At 27.4% G+C, this 19,044-nt stretch carries 13 protein-coding genes; 3 read left to right on the forward strand and 10 right to left on the reverse strand.

The features are described from left to right. Positions 1 to 28 precede the first annotated feature (28 nt). A complete protein-coding gene (lepB, locus tag HL033_RS00100; protein ID WP_218194097.1) occupies positions 29 to 742 on the forward strand; it encodes a signal peptidase I in 714 nt (237 codons plus the stop codon). A gap of 23 nt (positions 743 to 765) precedes the next feature. Further along, positions 766 to 1,266 (forward strand): NADH-quinone oxidoreductase subunit NuoI, encoded by a 501-nt coding sequence (gene nuoI / locus HL033_RS00105; RefSeq protein ID WP_218194098.1) that lies wholly within the window; start codon positions 766 to 768, stop codon positions 1,264 to 1,266. An 11-nt stretch (positions 1,267 to 1,277) separates the two neighbouring features. On the opposite strand, the gene HL033_RS00110 is transcribed toward nuoI, so the two are convergent. From HL033_RS00110 to HL033_RS00120, 3 genes are all read right to left on the reverse strand, one after another. Next, positions 1,278 to 1,607, reverse strand: coding sequence for a hypothetical protein (locus HL033_RS00110; RefSeq protein ID WP_218194099.1), 330 nt, complete (start codon positions 1,605 to 1,607; stop codon positions 1,278 to 1,280). A 421-nt stretch (positions 1,608 to 2,028) separates the two neighbouring features. Then, positions 2,029 to 3,876, reverse strand: a complete 1,848-nt coding sequence (typA, locus tag HL033_RS00115) for a translational GTPase TypA (RefSeq protein ID WP_218194100.1) — start codon at positions 3,874 to 3,876, stop codon at positions 2,029 to 2,031. Positions 3,877 to 3,960: 84 nt separating this feature from the next. After that, on the reverse strand, positions 3,961 to 6,264 hold the full coding sequence (locus HL033_RS00120) for an AAA family ATPase (protein WP_218194101.1): 2,304 nt from the start codon (positions 6,262 to 6,264) through the stop codon (positions 3,961 to 3,963). Positions 6,265 to 6,394: 130 nt separating this feature from the next. Between HL033_RS00120 and HL033_RS00125 the strand changes: the two genes are divergently transcribed. Next, the gene (locus HL033_RS00125; RefSeq protein ID WP_218194102.1) at positions 6,395 to 7,105 is read left to right on the forward strand and encodes a TerC family protein; all 711 of its coding nucleotides are present in this window, start codon (positions 6,395 to 6,397) and stop codon (positions 7,103 to 7,105) included. A gap of 160 nt (positions 7,106 to 7,265) precedes the next feature. On the opposite strand, the gene HL033_RS00130 is transcribed toward HL033_RS00125, so the two are convergent. The 7 genes from HL033_RS00130 to HL033_RS00160 all read right to left on the reverse strand — a co-directional run bounded on the left by HL033_RS00130 (position 7,266) and on the right by HL033_RS00160 (position 18,857). Then, the gene (locus HL033_RS00130) at positions 7,266 to 7,625 is read right to left on the reverse strand and encodes a ribosome-binding factor A (RefSeq protein WP_218194455.1); all 360 of its coding nucleotides are present in this window, start codon (positions 7,623 to 7,625) and stop codon (positions 7,266 to 7,268) included. A 4-nt stretch (positions 7,626 to 7,629) separates the two neighbouring features. Then, complete coding sequence (infB, locus tag HL033_RS00135) at positions 7,630 to 10,071, reverse strand: translation initiation factor IF-2 (protein ID WP_218194103.1); 2,442 nt, start codon at positions 10,069 to 10,071, stop codon at positions 7,630 to 7,632. Between the two features lie 16 nt (positions 10,072 to 10,087). Beyond that, a complete protein-coding gene (gene nusA, locus HL033_RS00140) occupies positions 10,088 to 11,626 on the reverse strand; it encodes a transcription termination factor NusA (protein WP_410522098.1) in 1,539 nt (512 codons plus the stop codon). Between the two features lie 263 nt (positions 11,627 to 11,889). After that, entirely contained in the window at positions 11,890 to 14,973 is a 3,084-nt protein-coding gene (locus HL033_RS00145) for an efflux RND transporter permease subunit (RefSeq protein ID WP_218194104.1), read from the reverse strand. Positions 14,974 to 15,086: 113 nt separating this feature from the next. Beyond that, on the reverse strand, positions 15,087 to 15,839 hold the full coding sequence (tatC, locus tag HL033_RS00150; protein ID WP_246575262.1) for a twin-arginine translocase subunit TatC: 753 nt from the start codon (positions 15,837 to 15,839) through the stop codon (positions 15,087 to 15,089). A gap of 38 nt (positions 15,840 to 15,877) precedes the next feature. Continuing rightward, a complete protein-coding gene (ispG, locus tag HL033_RS00155) occupies positions 15,878 to 17,140 on the reverse strand; it encodes a flavodoxin-dependent (E)-4-hydroxy-3-methylbut-2-enyl-diphosphate synthase (protein ID WP_218194105.1) in 1,263 nt (420 codons plus the stop codon). Positions 17,141 to 17,189: 49 nt separating this feature from the next. Further along, positions 17,190 to 18,857, reverse strand: coding sequence for a TRP75-related protein (locus tag HL033_RS00160; protein ID WP_218194106.1), 1,668 nt, complete (start codon positions 18,855 to 18,857; stop codon positions 17,190 to 17,192). Positions 18,858 to 19,044 lie beyond the last annotated feature (187 nt).

Consider the following 19,044-nt stretch of genomic DNA (forward strand, 5'->3'; position numbering starts at 1 on the left):
TTATATGTTATGAAGTCACTGGTATACAATGGTTAAGAAAGGTTTTTCTATATTAAGGTTTTTTTGTACTTTATTTTTTGCTTTATTAATGGCATTAGTATTTCGTAGTTTAGCATTTGAACCATTTCATATACCTTCTGGTTCAATGAAAAGTACGCTATTAGAAGGTGATTATATATTTGTTAGTAAATATAGTTATGGATATAGTAGATATTCTTTTCCTTTTTCTTTTCCGTTATTTAGTGGTAGAATCTTTTATAAGGAGCCAAAAGCTGGAGACGTAATTGTATTTCGTAATCCCTATAAAACAAATATTAACTTTATTAAAAGGGTAATAGGGTTACCAGGAGATAAAGTACAAATTATAAATGGTCATTTATATATCAATGGCTCTAAAATGCATTACAAAACAATAGATAACTTTATTGATAATGATAAGACAATAACCCGTTATATTGAAACTTTGTATAATGGAGCATCATATGAAATATTAGATGAAGTAGAAAATAGTTCATTGGATAATACTCCTGTATACACAGTACCACAAGGACACGTTTTTGTTTTAGGAGACAATAGAGATAATTCAAGAGATAGCAGATTTATTACAGAAGTTGGATACATACCTATTGAAAATATTGTAGGTAAAGCACTGATAGTTGCATTATCATTTAAAAAAAGCAGCCCTAATAGTTGGTTGCCTTTTATCATTAGGAAAGAAAGAATTATTTGCCTTATTAAGTAGTACATTTTTTTATATTAATAGCTATGAATATTAGATATTACATTCATTTTTTTATTGAGCTAATAAGTAGTTTATTTCTTAATATGAAGGGAATGTTATATACATTAACATATATTTTTAAGCGTAAGGTTACATTAAATTACCCATTTGAAAAAGGATATTTAAGTACTAGATTTCGTGGAGAGCACGCATTACGAACATACAATAATGGGGAAGAACGTTGTATAGCATGTAAATTATGTGAAGCTATATGTCCTGCTCAGGCTATAACTATAGAAGCTGAAGAAAGGTCTGATGGTAGTCGTCGAGCTACACGATATGATATAGATATGACTAAGTGTATATATTGTGGTTTCTGTCAAGAGGCATGTCCAGTAGATGCTATTGTAGAAGGGCCAAATTTTGAGTATGCCACAGAAACAAGAGAGGAGCTTATGTATAATAAAAAAAAGCTACTGTATAACGGAAAAATATGGGAAGAAGCTATAGATTTAAGAATAAAAAAGAATCAAATTTATTATTAACTTCTTAATAATTAATGCAGCTTATTATATTTTGCCATGATATTATGTTTTATCATTAAATACTTGTCAAATTTTATACATAGCATACTTAATGTCTCTATCATTTTATCATTTGTACAATATAATATAATATTCTTATTATTTTTAATTTTATTATATTTATCATTCAGCAAAATAAGTAAATCTCCTTCTATAACTTGTAAAGCTTTAAACTCATAAAAATTAAATGTACGCAAATATTCTATCTCCTTCGTTATTATATAAATAATATGCATTTTTAATTCAATAATTTCTTCTAAAATATTAGACACCAAATCCTCTAAAAGTATTTTATATATCATTTTACGATAAAATATTAATTTTACTTTAACATCATAATTTAATTAATATCAAGAAGGTACATTTTTAAAGTACCTTTTTTAAAACAGTAGCTTTTTTTAATAAATTAATAAAAAAACATACTGATAAAATACTTAACAATATTTAAGAGCTTTTTTCTTCAAAAGATTAATAAATCATTTTTTCTGTACTCAATAAATAATACTTATATTAGCATAAAATCTTAATACCACATGTATGCTATTTTATTAATAAATATTAATATTATACTTTATATCAAGATTCATCTATTGAATATTTTAAATAAGTGCATTCTTTCAATAAAATACTTTACTAGAAAAATTTAGATAAGTATTCAATTTTAAAGCCATCTTTTGTTATGAAAAAAAATCGAATATCTTAATCATTACAAAGATAGACCTTTTATATGCCATAAAATGAATTTTGCTCTTTATTTCTAGTAGCACGTTTTCGATCATTAGGATCAAGAAATTTTTTTCTTATTCTAATAGATTTTGGTGTACATTCTACAAGTTCATCATCATTAATAAATGCTATCATTTCTTCTAAAGTCATTAACTTTGGAGGAGTTAATCGTACAGCTTCATCTGACCCAGAAGCCCTTACATTAGTTAATTGTTTCCCTTTTAAAACATTTACCTCAATATCATTATCACGATTATGCAATCCAACTACCATACCAGCATATACTTTATCTTGAGGCTTAATAAACATTATTCCCCTATCTTGTAAATTAAAAATTGCATATGCAACTGCATCACCCTTATCAGTTGAAATTAAAACACCATTATTTCTACAAGGAATAGCACCTTTATGAGGAGAATAACCATAAAATATACGATTCATAATACCAGTACCACGTGAATCTGTCAAAAACTCTCCTTGATAACCTATCAATCCACGTGATGGCATTAAAAATACCATTCTTACTCTATTTTTGCCTGATGGACGCATATCTTGCATATCTCCCTTACGAAAATTAAGCTTTTCCATAATAACGCCACTATATTCTTCATCTACATCTATTACAACTTCTTCAACAGGCTCAAGAATTTGATTATTCTCTCTTTTAATTAACACTCGAGGACGAGATACAGATAATTCAAATCCTTCTCTCCTCATAGTTTCTACTAAAACACCTAATTGTAGTTCTCCTCTACCACCAACTTCATAAGCATCACCTTTTTCTGTTTCCTTAACTGTAATTGCAACATTAGTTTCAGCTTCTGCCAATAATCTATTTCTTATCACAGTAGAAGTCAATTTAGTACCCTCTGTACCAGCAAAAGGAGAATCATTAACACTAATAGTTATAGCCATTGTTGGTGGATCAACAGGAGTAGATTTAATAGGTAGAGTAATAGCATTATCAACAATACTATCAGCAACTGAAGCCTTTTCAAGTCCAGCAATAGCTATAATATCCCCTGCCTTACCCTCTTCTACAGGAACTCTCCTTAACCCTATAAATGATAGCAATTTAGTTAACTTACCATATTCAATCACTTCTCCTTGTAAATTCAGAACTTTAACTTGAGAATTAATTTTTGCAACCCCCTGATATACTTTACCAGTTAATACCCTTCCAAGAAATTTATCAGATTCCAATAACGTTAATAACATACTAAATGGAGCATTATAATCATACTTCATAGGCTTTACATATTGAAGTATTAACTCAAATAATTGTACTAAATTCTCTCTTTTATCCGATAAATCTTTAACACACCATCCATTTCTTCCCGAAGCATATAAAATTGGAAAATCTAATTGTTCACTTGTTGCATCTAAATTAATAAATAACTCATATATTTCATCTAAAACTTCATCAATTCTACTATCAGGACGATCTACTTTATTAATAATAACAATTGGTAGTAAATTTGCTTTTAATGCTTTAGAAAGCACAAATTTAGTTTGAGGCATTGGACCTTCTGCAGCATCAACAAGCAATAAGACACCATCAGCCATAGATAATACTCTTTCTACTTCTCCACCAAAATCTGCATGACCAGGAGTATCAATAATATTAATCTTATGACCCTTCCACATAATAGCTGTACATTTTGCTAATATAGTAATTCCTCTTTCACGCTCCAGATCATTACTATCCATAACTCTATCAGCAATTTCTTGATTATCTCTAAATGTGCCGCTTTGCTTGAGCATATTATCTAAAAGAGTAGTCTTTCCATGATCTACATGAGCAATAATTGCTAAATTACAAACAGACTTATAATTATTTGGCATAAAACTTTTTTCTATTATTGATAAGAGAATCAATTAAATCTATAGATATCTATCAAAATAATCAATAACTTATTCATAAAAAAGTTATGCTAATTTATCACTTACTGATAAATCACAAAAATCATATATAAAACTTTTATTTTTAGCATCAAATATAATATTTACTTTCCCTCCATAAGATAATCGTCCAAATAATATCTCATTTGCTAAATGCTTTTTTATCTTTCGTGAAATAATATTTTCAAGACTTCTTACGCCATAATTTTTATTACATCCAATCTTTGCTAAATATAATATAGATGCCTCATCTATATTGATAGTCACTTTCTTCTTCAGTAATTGCTCCTTTAATTGTAAAATAAATTTATTAATTATTTTAATAATAACATCTGAATTTAAATATGAAAACGATATAACTGAATCTAGTCGATTACAGAATTCTGGAGAAAAAATTCTTTCTATAATTTTATCATCATTACTATAATTAAAATTCTTATCACGATGAAATCCAATAATATTTTTACTAAATTCATCTGATCCAGCATTAGTTGTTAAAATAATAACTACATTGTAAAAATTTACTTTTTTACCACATGTATCAGTTAAATATCCATAATCCATGATTTGCAATAATATATTATATATATCTTTATGAGCTTTTTCTATCTCATCAAGCAATAAAACACTATATTGATTCCTCGCAACTAAATCTGTTAACAATCCACCTTGATCATATCCAACATATCCAGGAGGTGATCCAATCATTCTAGAAACAGTATGAGATTCCATATATTCCGACATATCAAATCTAATCAATTTCATTCCCATATTTTCTGCTAATTGCTTAGCTAACTCTGTTTTTCCCACACCAGTTGGTCCAGAAAATAAATAACTAGCTAATGGTTTTTTATAATTTCTCAATCCTGCTTTTGCAATTTTTATAGAATCCACAAGCTGTAAAATTGCATCATCTTGTCCAAAAATTACATTTTTTAAATTCTTTTCTAGATCTTTTACCTTTTGCATATCATTTGCAAACAAATAACTACAAGGAATATCCGTAATTCTTGAAATAATATTTTCAATATCACTACTAGTCACAAGTTTATCATCAGTATTATTATTCAATTTACAATATACTCCAGCTTCATCAATTACATCAACAGCCTTATCAGGAAGCATTCTTCCTGAGATATATCTATTTGATAATTCAGCAGCAGATGTAATAGCCTGCTTTGTATAACGTACATTATGATATATTTCATAATAAGATTTAATACCATTAAGTATTTGTATAGTTTCATCAATTGAAGATTCATCTATATCAATTTTTTGATAACGTCTTGATAATGCTCTATCTTTTTCAAAGTTATTATACTCTTTATAAGTAGTAGCTCCAATACACCTCAATAATCCTCGTGCCAAAGCTGGTTTTAGTAAATTACTAGCATCTAATGAACCACCACTCGTAGAACCTGCACCTATAATAGTATGAATTTCATCAATAAATAAAATAGCATCTTTTTTATTTTCAATTGCCTTAATTACTTGTTTAATTCTCTCTTCAAAATCCCCTCTATAACGAGTACCAGCTAACAAAGCTCCCATATCCAATGAGTATATAGTTGTAGATTTTAACTGCTGAGGAACATCTCCTTCTATAATTTTTAAAGCCAATCCTTCAACAATTGCAGTTTTACCAACACCAGGATCACCTACATATAATGGGTTATTTTTCCTTCTTCGTAACAAAATTTCTATAGTTCTTTTTAATTCATAATGTCTACCTATTACATAATCTATCTTTCCCTGAGTAGCAAGATGATTTAAATTAATACAATATAATTCCAAATTCTCATTATCTTTAACCAAATTTTCTTTACTTATATTAGGAAATGTACTTACTAATTTATTATTATTAAGATCTCGAATAAATTCGTTATGCTCATCTAAATTTTCAATGCACATATTATTAGCAATACAATTTATTACATCTGAATATCTTACATTATGTTCATGTAAAAAGTATGCACTATAAGAATCTCTTTCAGAAAATATTTCTACTAAAACATTAGCTCCATTAATTTCTCCCTTCCCAGCATTATGAGCATGTATAATTGCCCTATGTATTACTTTTTCAAAAATAGAAGTAGTCTTAACTTCTATAATATTTTTATTTATTGCATTCATAGTTTCATATCTTAAAAAATTAATTATTGTGGTTTTTAACCTATCAACTGAAACACGACATACAAATAAGATACGTTTTACATCTATATCATCTATCAACGCTAATAATAAATGCTCTAAAGTAGCATATTCATGGTGAAAATCTAATGCTATTGATAGTGCTTTATGGATACTTGCCTCAAGACTTTTTGATAACACTCATATTACCTATTAAATATACAAGTATAATTTAGCACTTAAGAATTAAAATATATTGAAAATAAAAATTGATACCTAAACTTACAAATAGTAAGTTACAAAACATATAATAATTTTTTAAAGTTTTTTTATGTTACATGATATTATTATTGAATTTTTTATACTATTTGCGTTGGAAGTAATTTTAGGAATTGATAACATCATATTTATTTCCCTAGTAATAGCAAAATTACCTTATAATTTACAAAATAAGATACGAATTCTAGGACTTGGAATAGCACTAATAGGACGTATAGTTATATTATTGTGTGCGTCATTACTATTATCAGAAAATAAAAGTTTTATTTCAATATTTAATATAAAAATATCGTATTCAAATTTACTTCTAATAACAGGTGGAATATTTTTATTATATAAAAGCATTAAAGAAATATATATGGAAATTTATCAGCATAGTATCATGTCAGTAAAGACACCTTCAAATATTAAACTTAATACCTTTACTGCTATTATACAAATAATCATACTAGATTTAGCATTTTCCATAGATTCTATAATCTCAGCTATAGGAATAACAGATAAGATTTTTCTTATTGAAATTGTTATTATATTATCTATGATTACAATAGTTTTATTATCAAAACATATAGTAATATATATTAATACTTATAATAATATTAAAACTATAGCTATTACATTCATTGGTATACTCGGAGTAACTTTAATACTACATGGATTAAATATTAAAATATCTAATAATTATTTATATTCTATGCTTATATTTTCATTAATAATAGAAATAATTAATATTCTTAAAAAACGCATTTCTAAATCATTATAATTATGTAACATTCAATATAAATACTAAAATTCAACATAGGAAATTTAATAAGCTAGTATATTATAATGTAAAAATTATATCATTAAACATGGAGTGAACTGATTATGCTCAGTAAAAAACATTAAGACATTAAAATTGTCTCACAGCACTACTGAGCATATTATATATTATCTTTTAAATTTTCATTTATAAAAAAGTTATTAATCTTAGTAAAGTAATTAAACTTATAATCTAATTTAAAATATAATCTTGGTACATATCGCAATTGCACATAATTAAATATCGCTTTTCTAATAACATAAGAACAATCATTTAATTCTTTTATAATATCTACATTATCATTATAATACTTAGAAATAACAATTAACACTGTTGCATTTTTAGCATTATCACTAACCTTTACTTCAGAAACACTAATTATACGACTTAAATCACTATATTCCTTTATAAAAAGCTGCATAATAGCCTTATTAAGTACTGAAGCAATTTTTAAATTTCTAAAACTTACAGGCTGATACATTATTTTATTTCTCAACAATTTCTAAAACATTTACTATATCACCTACTTCAACAGATCCTGTATAGCCTATTAATATACCACATTCAAATCCACAGCTTACTTCCTTCACATCAATTTTAAACCTTTTTAAAGCTTTAATCTTCCCTTCATAAATCACATCATCATTACGTAATAACTTAATCATTGATCCCTTTTTAACAACACCACTTGTTACATAACAACCAATAACACTACCAGCTTTTACAGAAGAAAATACCTGCCTTACTATTAAAGCACCTATTTGAATTTCTTGTTGTAATGGTACTAACATACCATTCAACATACCCTTTACATCATCTATTATATCATAAATAACTTTATAATGACGTATTTCAATACCTTTTTGCTTTGCTAACTCCCTTGTTTGAGAATCTACACTAACATTAAAAGCTAAAATTAATGAGCGTGACACTTCTGCTAACATTATGTCAGATTTTACAACATTGCCAATACCACTATGTAAGATATTAAATCTCACTTCTTCATTAGAAATATGATTAATAGAATGAGATACCGCTTCTATTGAACCCATAACATCACATTTTAATATTAAATTAAAATCCTCTACCTTCTTACGCAAAGATAATTCTTGATACATTTCTAATGACAATTTCTTTTTAACGTCATCCTGCAACATATTTTTATGTCTATAATCTAATAAATCTTTTGCTTGCTTTTCAGAATCAACAACAACAAACTTATCACCAGAACAAGGAACATTATTTAATCCTAATATTTGCACTGGCATAGAAGGTAATGCTTCTTTCTGTAACTCATTGTTATCATTTAAAATAACTCGTACCTTACCATAAGAATTATTACCAACAACAACTATATCACCTTTTTTTAAAGTACCTTGCTGAATAATTACAGTAGTTACAATACCCATACTTTTATCAACTTTTGATTCTATAACAACTCCTTGGGCTTTACAATCAAAAGCAGCTTTTAAATCTAGTAACTCTGCTATCAATAGTATACTAGATTTTAATTTATCTAAATTTTCCCCTGTCTTTGCTGATACAGGAACAAGCATTACATCGCCACCTAATTCTTCAGGAATCACCCCATGTTGTAATAAATCATTAGTAATTTTCTGAATATCAGCATCATGTTTATCAATTTTATTAATTGCAACTATCATAGCAACATTAGCTGCCTTCACATGACTTATTGACTCAATAGTCTGAACCATAACACCATCATCCGCTGCAACAACCAATACTACAATATCTGTAATATTAGTTCCTCTAGCTCTCATAGAAGAAAATGCTTCATGTCCAGGAGTATCAATAAAAGTTATCTTTTTACCATCAACATCTATCTGATATGCTCCTATATGCTGCGTTATACCTTTAAACTCTTTCTGTGCAATATTTGATTGACGTATTGCATCCAATAAAGTAGTTTTTCCATGATCAACATGTCCCATAATAGCAACAACAGGAGGCCTTGATTTTAATTCTACATTATCAATTTTACATACATTACTTTCAATATAAGAACTATCAGACAACTTATATGTATGATTAAACTTCAATACTACAGCACAAGCTTGATCAGCATTCAATTCATCATTTAATGTCAAATTAATACCCATTTGTGATAACACTTGAAGAACATCTCTACTTTTCTCAGCCATAATATTTGCTAATTTCTGCACTGTAATCTTGCATGGAATTAGTACTTTACGCTGAATTTTATTCTTAATTGACTTATTAAATTTATTTTTTTTACACTTAACATGTATCTTAGTAATATTTTTTTCTGTATCTTCTTCTAAAGCTTCTTCTATTAATAATTTTGTATGCTTACTATATAAATCACCAAGATCAGATTTCTTTACTCCGCTTTTTTTCTCATCATAATCTTTTTCATATTTTTTTAATTTCTTTTCCTCTGCACTTTCACTCTTAATATCATTTTCTTGTACTATAATATTATTAATCTCTTCTAAACTATTCTTAACATCATTACATGCTGTATTACTATCTATTAAATCACTTACTTTATTATCATCCTGTTGCACCTCATTTATTTGCTCTTCAGAATCCATTGTACAGCTATTACCCACTATAACATCTGATTCTTTTTTTACATTGAGTTCTTTAACATCAACTTTTTTAGCATCATTTTTAACAAGAAGAGTAGCATTATGAATTGCGTTAATGCGCGAAATTTGTTCTTGTACTGTTAAAGAATTTGATTCTGCATCCTGTAAAGTTATAGGATAACCCTCTGTTGATAAACTACCTCTTTTCTTTTTACGCACTTCAATAGTTGTAACAGATTTTTTCAATGTAAATTTATTACTCAAATCATTAACTTTTAATTTATCACTAAGCTTTAATGTAGTACGCTTTCTACTAGGTAATTCATTATCATTAATTTTATCAATACCATCCATATGCATACCTAGAACACTAAACCCATCCAACTCTTTTTCGAGACTCTAATATAATAGAATCAACTTGTTCTTTGCTGAGTTTAATATTAGGAATCATATCATAAAATTCATCCGTACATAACCCTGCAATATCCTCCATACTTCCTATACCATTCTCTGATAATTTTATAATATCATCCATCTGTAAAAATGGTAACAACATAATTTCTTCACTTATAGATAATTCTTTTAACATTTTAGTAATATTATCACGTTTACGTGATAAATACTCTGATGCTCGTCTTTTTAATTCAATTGCAATTTCATCATTAAACCCATCAATAGCCATAATATCATCTACTGATGATTGATCTATATCTTCTATACTTAAAAATCCCTCAGCAACTAATAATTGACCCATAATTTCTTCAACATCCAAACCCTCAATAAATATCTTTGCACCAGCACTTAACTCCTTTGCTTTTCTTACAGATTCTGTCTCATCACCTACTACATCAATTTTCCAATTTACTAACTCAGATGCTAACTTAATATTTTGACCATATTTACCAATTGCTAAACTTACCTGATTCTCTGGAACAATAATCTCTATTTTTTCAGCATCTTCATCAATAATAACCTTAATAACCTCCGCTGGGGCAATTGCATTAATTACAAATTTTGCTAACTCTGATGAATACAATACAACATCTATTTTCTCTCCATGTAATTCAGAAATAATACTTTGTATTCTTACACCACGAGCACCAACACAAGCACCAACAGGATCTATATTTTTATCATTTGAAAAAACAGCAACTTTTGCTCTAGATCCAGGATCCCTTGCTATCGATTTAATGACCACAATCCCATCATACACTTCAGGTATTTCCTGTTTAAATAACTGCTCCATAAATCCCTTGCTAACTCTAGATAAAAAAATTTGCGGCCCTACACTTTCCTGCCTTACACTTTCAATATGCAATTTCAACCTATCACCTGGACGAAATACTTCACCCTTAATCATATTGTAAGCTGGTAAATAACCTTCATTACCATTAAGATCTACAATAACATTATTGTATTCTATTCTTTTGACAATCCCATATACCAAATCACCAACACGATTCTTAAATTCTTCATATTGCTTTTTACGTTCTTGTGCTAAAATCACTTGTGCTATTTTTTGTCGTGCAATTTTTGCAGAATTATAATCCAAATCTACTAATGGCAAAGGCTCTAATATAATGTCCCCTACTTTGGCATTATCTTTTGCTAATAATGCTTCCGATAAATCAATTAATTTATACTTAGTTAATTCATCCAAAGGAATATTATGATTTTTACTAAAATCACTCAAATCTTGACCATCTATCACTAAAGCTTGTCTGTAAATCGATATAATGCCTGTTTTTTTATCTACAACTACCTTAATTTTACAGCTACCATATTTATTATGACTAACTACTTGTATAGCTTCTTCTATTGCATTCATTATAACATCTAAATCCAATCCTTTTTGCTCAGCAACATCTTTAGCCACTTTTACTAGCTCTAAATTATCAAAATTAGCCATAACAATAATAATCCCTAAAAAAACCTGACAACAACTAACGTGCCTAATACTCTACAAAAGTTAATACTTATATAAACCGCCATAGAAGTTTATATTATAACTTTCATTTTAGTCAAGATATTTCTCTATACATCTATATTTTTTAATATAACAAATTCTAATAATATGAAAATTAAATCCATAATAAATTAATTTTATAAAAATATATAATGTAAAAAATAACATTATAATATATACATTATAAGTACTTTAAAGCATATACCTCAAAGTCTTTTCTTAATGTTACTAATCATTAAAAGAGATGGTGTAAAAAATAATGTTATTACTGTAGCTAACATCAGTCCTATAGATATAGTTATTGATAATTCAACCCATAATTGACTTGATGGAGAATCATATAAAATATCACGATGTAAAAAATCTATACTCACTTTAAAAATCATAGGGACTAATCCTAATACTCCTGTCACTACAGTTAACAAAATTGGCCTAATTCTTGTTAAAGCTGCTCTTATTATAGCTTCTTTTTTTACTGTGATATTATTTAAATTTGCACAAAATGCATCTATTAATAATATATTATTATTAACTATCACACCTGCAAGTACAATAATTCCTACACCTCCCATTACCACTCCAAACACTTGATAAGTGAGCAATAATCCAAAAAATACACAGGTAGTTGATAAGAAAATAGCTGTCATAATAGTAAATACATAATATAAATTATTAAATTCGATAATTAAAATCGCAGCAATTAACACTATAACAATAATAAAAGCCTTAAGTAAAAAATTCTCAGAATCTTTTTGATTTTTTATTTCCCCATCAAAATTAATTAATACTTTTGAATCCCAATCTTGCTTTAATTTACTTTGTAAATACTTTATCCTTTCATCAGCAAAGTACCCTGCCTCTAAATTAGAAGAAATGCTTAATGTTCTCAACCCATCAATACGTTTTATTTTTTTAACTTTATAAAAAGCTTTCTTAGTAATAAAATTTTCAATAGATACAGGTCCATATATTGTATTAATAAAAAGAGTTTTTAAAGCACCAAGACGTCGATAATCTTTAGTAAATTTAGCAATAATATCTACTTCTTCGTTTGAATTACTGGGATAATATTTATTAAGTATTACTCCATCAGTAATCATTTTAAGAAAGTCCCCTATCATAGAAACATTAGCTCCAAATTTTGCTGCTTTATATCTGTCAATATCGATTCTCCACTCCATTTCCAATGACGAATTATCACTTACAATATCAATAAATCCTGAAGATTTTGCCATTAAAGAAGTAACTTTTGCAGCAGCAGAATTTATGGATTTTATATCATATGAACTTAAATTTATTTGTATAGGCTTCCCTTTATTAGGTCCCATTTTTTCTTCTTCAATATTAATAATAATACCTTTAATATCTTTTATAAGATAAAGCATATCTTTTAATATTTTTCTTGACTTACGACGAAATTTCCAATCTTTTAATTCAATATGAATCTTTCCAATTAATTCATCAGATCCAATATCACCAATTTTAGAGTAAAAAAATTTCACATCATCAATATTTGCAATTTTCTCTTCAATCTCTTTAATGATATTACTTTTTTCATAAATAGATAAATTACTATCAGTTTGAACATTTATTATAATCATACTTGGCTCAATATTTGGAAAAAATTTTACCCCTGGACCAATAGTAAAATATGTAATTGTTGACATTAATAGTATAGCAGTTACTATAAAAATAAATTTTTTAGGATAATCAAGCACATTATTTAACATATATGCATAATATCGAAAAAATATTCCTAACTTACTTATATCTCCACTTTCTATTGCATTAATTTTTTCCATATCTTCTGAACTAGATACCGAAGGCTTACCAAAAATAGATCCTAAAACAGGCATAAATATTATAGCCATAATCCAAGAACCTGTAAGTGTAGTTATAAGAGCAATTGGAATATATTTCATAAATTCACCAGTAACTCCTGGCCAAAACAATAAAGGACAAAATACTGCTAATTTCGTTAAAGTAGCGGATGCTACTGGCCAAAACATATCATAAGCTGCCTTCTGAAAAGCTTCTTTTTTAGAAAATCCACTTATCATTTTCCTATCAGCATATTCATTAATAACTATTGCATCATCAACAAGCATGCCAACTGCCATTATAAGTGAAAATAAAATAACCACATTCAATGTACATCCCATAAAATACATTGCTGTAATTCCCAATAAAAAAGATATAGGTATCGATAAAGAAACTAAAATAGCGACTCTCACACCCATACATATCATCATCACTACTATAACAAGCAAAATTGAAATAATAATAGTATTCTGTAACTCATTCAAAATATCTAATATTTCATGAGATTGATCTTGTAAGTAAATTATGGATAAATTTTTTGGGAAAAAACTCTTTACATCATTAATAAGATTCTTTACTTGCTGTATTGTCTCTATGGTGTTTTTACCAGATTTCTTTGAAACCTCTAATACTAAACATGGGTTACCATTAACTCTAGCAAAGCTTTTAGCACTCTCAAAAGTTGGACGTACTGTTGCTATATCTTTAACTGTTACAACAGAATTACCATCAACTTTAATCGGTATATTCATAATATCTTGATAATTTTTTAACAACCCCTCTATATTTAAAGTATAATTTCCTACATAAGATTCTAAATTACCTGACTGTATAAATTTATTATTACGGGCAATAGCAAGTAAAATTTCTTCCATATGCAAGTTATACATATTAATAGTATCAGGAGAAATAATAACCTCTAATATATCTTTACGCATCCCTATAATCTTTAAGCTTAAAACATTACTTAATGTTTCAATCTTATGTTGTAATTCTTGAGCTATTTTCATGAGCGTTCTTTCTGGAATATCTCCTACTAATCCAATGCTTAATACTGGAAATAAGCTTAAATCTATTTCATGAATTACAGGAAAATTAGCTTCTTTCGGTAATCTTGAACGTATACTTTCCAATTTTGATCTAACATTTTCCATAGCTTTTTTATGATCAAATCCTGCTATAAATTCTAGCATAACATTTACTATTCCATCTCGTGCTATTGAAGTAATTCTTTCTATACCTTCAATAAACTTCACTTCTTTCTCAATAGGCAATATTAGCAATTTTTCAGCATCCTCTGGAGACATACCTTGTACTGAAGTACTAATTGATAAAATAGGTATCTTTATTTCAGGAGTCTTTTCTCGCGGAATATTAATATAAGAATATAAACCAAGACATAAAATAGATGCTAATAAAAACAATGTAAATCTATTTTTTTTGAAAAAAAAACCTGCAATTACTTTCATAAAAATTACTTATAAATACCTTTTTTATGATATTCTAAATTACATTTACCATTATAAAAATATTATTAATATAAATTAGTAATATTAAATTACATATATGATAAGCAAATAAATTAACAATTTCTTTCTATATACTTACATGCCAGTATTGAAGCTTCATATAATAGAATCATAGGCACAGCTAACCCTACCTGACTTAAAACATCAGGAGGAGTTAATATTGCAGCAACAGTAAAGATAATAACTATAGCAACTCTACGCTTATTTACCAAGCTTTTTGCAGATATTATTTTCATTCTATTTAATAAAGTTAAAATAACAGGTAACTGAAATGCTATCCCAAAAGCAAACATAAGTTGTAATACTAAATCTAAATATTCACTTACTGATGGCATAAATTCTATTGGAACTCCTATTGAAGCATCAAGATTTTCAAAAGCAATAAAAAATTTCCACGCCAAAGGAAAAATATAATAATACACTATTGCTCCTCCAATGGTAAAAAGTACAGGTGCAGCTATTAAATACGGTAATAATATAAATTTCTCTTTTTTATATAACCCAGGAGCTAAAAACATATAAAACTGCCATGTAAAAACAGGAAAAGAAAAAAATAAAGCTGCCATTACTGCTACTTTTAAATATACAAAAAATGCTTCTGTTAAAGCCGTATATATTAATGAAAAATCCTTATTATTTCCTTCAAGTTCTATCAAAGGAATAAGTAAAAAATTGTATATTTTATCAGAAAAAACATAACAAATAGGAAATACAATACAAAAAAAAGCAAAACTTATTAGTACTCTTTTCCTTAATTCTAAAAAATGCTCTGAAAGACGCATTTTACCTTTTTTATCCTTACGCATTACATAACATTGTATAAATATATAATCATGAAATACTATTAATTATAATTCCTTGCAATATAACTTTCTATAATATCTTTAAATTGACAAAAAATGTCATCTCCTTGCAAAGTACAAAGCTTTTTTCCATCTTCATATACAACAGCAACAGCTTTTTCTCCATCACCAGGCAAACTAATACCTAAATTAGCATGCTTGCTTTCACCTGGACCATTAACTACACATCCCATAACTGCAACAGTCATATGCTCAATTACTGGATTATTAACTTTCCAAGTTGTTATACGTTCAGATACATAATTATTAACTTGAGTAACTAATGTATGAAAATTTACAGGATTTGTCCTATTACACCCAGGACAAGAAGTAATTTGCGGCGAAAAATAGCGCAATCCTAACGATTGTAAAATTTCTTGACATACTTTTACTTCATTAATTCGAGATTCTCTACTAGACGTCAATGATACACGAATTGTATCACCTATCCCTTTTAATAAAAGAGGTGATATACCTGCTACACTACTAACAATTCCTTTAAGTCCGGAACCAGCCTCTGTTAATCCTAAATGTAATGCATAATTAGATAACTGTGATAAAGCCGTATATATGTAAATTAAATCTTTAATGTTACTTACTTTACAGGAAATTACAATTTTATTAGCTGGTAATCCAATATTTTCAGCATGTTGAGCACTGGATAATGACGAAATAATTAATGCTTTCCTCAATACAACATAATCAGGCTTTGGAGAACTTAAAGCAGCATTTTTATCCATCAATTCTGCAATTAAATATTTATCCAAACTACCCCAATTTACTCCAATTCTCACAGGAATATTATACTTAATTGCATATTCTATAACCTGTTCAAAATTTTTATCTCTTTTATCTCCAAACCCAATATTTCCTGGATTAATACGTATTTTTCCCAGAGCAGAAGCACAATCCGGATAACATCTTAAAAGTCTTGCAACTTCATATTGTCCACATCCAACTATCATTTTGCTATCAAAATTATTCTTTACTAGTTGATCTCTTATATAAGGTATGGATCTCATAGCTTTATCAGAATTTATTGCTACTCTTACTAATTCTGACCCAGCTTTTGCTAATTCAATAACTTCTTGTGCATTATTAGCATCATCAGAACCACCTAATGCCATTGACTGTACAACTATAGGATTATTTCCACCTATAGATACACTCCCTACTTTTACTTCGTGCGTCTTTTTTTTTTTAAGAAAATTACTATCATAAGATTTATCTATAAAATCATTAAACTTCTCATAAGAAAACTTCATATTAAAAACTCTCTTTTCTTAAACAAAAACTTAACTATTATAAAAAGCATTAATCATATTGAATAACATAATCATTATTGGAATTTTCTTCTAAATCAAAAAACTTCAAATCATTATCATCATATTCTGAAATATCAGATTTATCATTAGGAGCATCTTGCAATTTTTGATTGTTATCAGAATCTTTCTCATAAGGCAACTTATGGTTACCATCATCAGAAGAGTGATTACTTATAGCATCTCCCTTATCATTCTTCTTATTTAATAACGCATTACTATTATCTAATTTTTGTTTATTACTAAGATTAGAATGAGCTTTTCCTTGAGATTTTTTATCTTTTTTATATTGCTGTTTATGATTTTTTAAATTATCAACTACTTGCAATGCATCACTTGACAAGCTTTTTTGACCTTTATCCACAGTACTTTTGCTACTATGATTATCATCATGTCTCTTATCTGATTCCTTTTTGCGTATAGCATAATTAAAATTATCTTTTAATTCTTTTCCACTAAGATAATGTTCAAATTCTACAAAATCGCTAACATTATCATTTGATAAAAGCTTTTTGCTTTGATTATTATTATGAATTTTATTAAATTCTCTTTTTGAAAGTTGTTGATCATTACCTTTTTGACTTCTACTTAGTTCCTTCTTATATTGCTGCTTATATTGCTGATCATCCTTAGCTTGAACTTTATCAGAATTACTTATCATTCTACCACTTTGTTGATCATTACCTTTTTGACTTTTACTTAGTTCCTTCTTATATTGCTGCTTATATTGCCGATCATCCTTAGCTTGAACTTTATCAGAATTACTTATCATTCTACCACTTTGTTGATCATTGCCTTTTTGACTTTTACTTAGTCCCTTCTTATATTGCTGCTTATATTGCTGATCATCCTTAGCTTGAACTTTATCAGAATTACTTATCATTCTACCACTTTGTTGATCATTGCCTTTTTTGACTTTATTTAATCCTTTGATATGCTCTTGATTGTCATTATCTTTAATTTTATCCAATTTTTTTACTACTTTAGTATGCTTTTGGACTTGAGAATTAACTATTTCATTATCACTATAATCATTTAACTTTATACTCTTATGCTTTTTATTAAATTTATTTTGTTGATCTATTACCTTTGGCTCCTTCACTATTTGTTGTTTAGTTATATTATTCAATTTCTTATTTTTATCACTAGAGTTTGCTATTGTATTAAATTTTTTAACATTATCTTTTTTTTCACTATTATTTTTCTGCTTAACATTGCTAATTCTCACTGTTTTATTATCTTTCAAACGAACAGAATGAAAATGACTTTTATCTCCTTCAACTTTACTTCCATGATTATCAATTTCAATAAACTTTGCACCATCTAACTTAGATAAATCAATACCATCCCTATTTATCATTGCATCTTTTAAATCAGTAGATCCATACTCTTCTAACTTATCCATAATCGCTATATTAGAGAACTCATTTTTATTAGATTTATTACTGTCTAAATTTTTATTTACATCCTTTTGTAAAAACATTTCTCTTCTTTTCTTATAAAGATTATAAGCATTATAAAAATCTTTATCAGAATAAAAATATTCTCCACCAGGATTATATATTGGAGTATATTTTTTACTAAAATGCAATACAGAACTTCTAAAACAAGAACTCACTAAAATCATTACAATGATTAATAAAGTATTATACTTAAACATGCGGTACCTTAACAACATCACATTACCTTATATACCCGATTATTTATACTTAGTATATAAATATAAAGTAAAAACCTTTTCTATTTTTTTTATCATTAAACATAAAAAAAATCTTTACAAAAAGTACAATATTCTCACAACCATGTAAAATATTTTTCTATGTTATAACACTCTATATATTCTTATT

This window comes from Neoehrlichia mikurensis (assembly GCF_019186785.1).
GTDB classification, from domain to species: Bacteria; Pseudomonadota; Alphaproteobacteria; order Rickettsiales; family Anaplasmataceae; genus Neoehrlichia; species Neoehrlichia mikurensis.

Coding starts and splice junctions, on each gene's coding strand:
- nuoI (WP_218194098.1), top strand. CDS start 766: ATGAATATTAGATATTACATTCATTTTTTTATTGAGCTAATAAGTAGT.
- HL033_RS00160 (WP_218194106.1), bottom strand. CDS start 18,857: ATGTTTAAGTATAATACTTTATTAATCATTGTAATGATTTTAGTGAGT.
- nusA (WP_410522098.1), bottom strand. CDS start 11,626: ATGGCTAATTTTGATAATTTAGAGCTAGTAAAAGTGGCTAAAGATGTT.
- HL033_RS00110 (WP_218194099.1), bottom strand. CDS start 1,607: ATGATATATAAAATACTTTTAGAGGATTTGGTGTCTAATATTTTAGAA.
- HL033_RS00145 (WP_218194104.1), bottom strand. CDS start 14,973: ATGAAAGTAATTGCAGGTTTTTTTTTCAAAAAAAATAGATTTACATTG.
- infB (WP_218194103.1), bottom strand. CDS start 10,071: ATGGATGGTATTGATAAAATTAATGATAATGAATTACCTAGTAGAAAG.
- HL033_RS00125 (WP_218194102.1), top strand. CDS start 6,395: ATGTTACATGATATTATTATTGAATTTTTTATACTATTTGCGTTGGAA.
- typA (WP_218194100.1), bottom strand. CDS start 3,876: ATGCCAAATAATTATAAGTCTGTTTGTAATTTAGCAATTATTGCTCAT.
- lepB (WP_218194097.1), top strand. CDS start 29: ATGGTTAAGAAAGGTTTTTCTATATTAAGGTTTTTTTGTACTTTATTT.
- ispG (WP_218194105.1), bottom strand. CDS start 17,140: ATGAAGTTTTCTTATGAGAAGTTTAATGATTTTATAGATAAATCTTAT.
- HL033_RS00130 (WP_218194455.1), bottom strand. CDS start 7,625: ATGTATCAGCCTGTAAGTTTTAGAAATTTAAAAATTGCTTCAGTACTT.
- tatC (WP_246575262.1), bottom strand. CDS start 15,839: ATGCGTAAGGATAAAAAAGGTAAAATGCGTCTTTCAGAGCATTTTTTA.